Source organism: Caballeronia sp. LZ003 (genome assembly GCF_031451465.1).
Lineage (GTDB): Bacteria > Pseudomonadota > Gammaproteobacteria > Burkholderiales > Burkholderiaceae > Caballeronia.
This window is the reverse complement of record NZ_JARUXJ010000095.1, coordinates 1-818: the sequence shown is the minus strand read 5'-3', so window position 1 is coordinate 818 and position 818 is coordinate 1. Positions and strand designations below refer to the sequence as shown.

The 818-nt window shown below is 57.1% G+C and carries 1 protein-coding gene; it reads right to left on the bottom strand.

Annotated elements, in window-relative coordinates; translation table 11 throughout:
* Positions 1–11: 11 nt before the first annotated feature.
* Positions 12–770: an IS5 family transposase gene (locus QCE79_RS33165; RefSeq protein ID WP_309851706.1), complete on the bottom strand. Its 759-nt coding sequence runs from the start codon at positions 768–770 to the stop codon at positions 12–14.
* Positions 771–818 lie beyond the last annotated feature (48 nt).

The window sequence follows — 818 nt, the reverse complement described above, 5'->3', positions numbered from 1 at the left end:
CTAGGGTCTGTTTACATTCTCACTAGCGGTCCAAAGGCACAGGCAAGCGAAGCAAAGGCGAGATAGTTGCCGGCGAGCTTGTCGTAACGCGTGGCGACGCGACGAAAATGTTTGATACGGCAGAAAAAGCGCTCGACGATATTCCGAGTTCGATACAGCACTCGACTGTAACGGCGCTGGATCTTGCGATTCGAACGCGGCGGGATGACGGCCTTCGCGCCCGTCGCGCAGACGTTCTCGACAAACGTATTCGAGTCATAGCCCTTGTCGGCAATGACTGCTCCGGTACGCAGATGCTCTACCAGGGCATTCGCGTACGCGTGATCAGAGGCTTGCCCTTCGGTGACGATTAATCTCAGTGGACGTCCACCGTGATCGACGGCCACGTGCAATTTGGTCGTCAACCCGCCTCGCGAGCGGCCGATCGCTTGCGGACCGTTTCTTTTTCGAGCGCCTGATGAGTGCTGGTGCGCGCGTACGATGGTCGAATCGATCAACACATGTTTGATCTCGGAATCGTCGGCTACCGCGTGTATCACACTCTCCCACACGCCCTTGCGGCGCCATCTGGAGAAACGCATGTACACCGTATGCCATTTCCCGAACGCCTTGGGCAAGTCGCGCCACGGACAACCCGTGCGGCCGATCCAGAGAACGGCCTCGATAAACCATCGGTTGTCGGCCGCTGTTCGCCCAGGATCGCCTTCCTTGCCCGGCAACACCGACTCGATTCGTGCCCATATCTCGTCACTTAGTAACGTTCGGATCATCTTGCCCCGCTCGTGCAAAAGACAAGACGTAAAACATTTCATCGAATG